Origin of the sequence: Aeromonas lacus, assembly GCF_000764665.1 — a bacterium.
GTDB lineage: Bacteria > Pseudomonadota > Gammaproteobacteria > Enterobacterales > Aeromonadaceae > Aeromonas > Aeromonas lacus.
In genome coordinates this window covers 1-868 of sequence record NZ_JRGM01000095.1, presented here as the reverse complement: position 1 = coordinate 868, position 868 = coordinate 1, and the positions used below count along the sequence as shown (strand labels likewise).

The window sequence follows — 868 nt, the reverse complement described above, 5'->3', positions numbered from 1 at the left end:
CGTACATGCGCTTCTTATCACAACCGCGATATTGCATTGTTGTATATGTCGCAGTTAGTACTCCATTGCAATCCAAATCCCGTTTTGACATTCCCATTTCCTTGTATTGCTCTTTTGCAAAAGCAGCAACAATCTTAACTGCTGTTGGTTGCTGTTTGATCAAATCAATACAAGCAGTTGCAACTTCATCAATCAGAAAGCGTAGGCTTTTTACCATTGAGCCAAATACTGTTTGGATTGCAATAGGTGAATTATCTAGTTTCTCTTTACTTGCAACATCAAAGCAGTACGGGGTAAGTACATCCAGCTCTAGAGAGCGTCCATTCTTCAAGTTGTTTGCAGCAACAACAAGCAAGCATTCTGCACCTCTATTGCGATAACCTACGTTGCGGCCTATTGCTTGGTTTGCTTGGTCTGAAATGATAACGGAAAGTGCAGTTTCTTCATTGCAACCTAAGCGCATCATCATATCTCCGATTGCTTCTGGGCAAGGTGAACCAATAAGTACTGCGGTTTTGCGGGTCATCATTTCGTTGGAGCCTTTGCAACCTTCAATAGTGATATCCCCGATTGCTTTACCTGTTTCGTCTTTGCCATCGGAAATAACAAAGTAATCATTCTTGCGCAGCAGATCTGCAATTGTGCTTCGGGTATCGCTGTTGCTGTTTGCGAGGCTCTTTACTACAACACAAGATAATTTCTCGTCCTCAAGTACTTTAGGCGCACCAACATGGCACATGCTGTACGTAATCTCAGGGAACAGGCGTTTCATTTTTAGGTTAGGCATTTCTTTAGTACCGAATGCACGCAGCAGGCTCTTCTCAGCTGAAAGCATTACTACGCCACCTTCACGTTTTGCAATTACTTG

Annotated in this window: 1 protein-coding gene; it reads right to left on the bottom strand. The window is 43.0% G+C overall.

All coding sequences use genetic code 11. The annotated features are described in order from the left end of the window. On the bottom strand, positions 1–868 hold an 868-nt coding region (locus tag LG31_RS21215; protein ID WP_033113919.1), incomplete at both ends, for a hypothetical protein.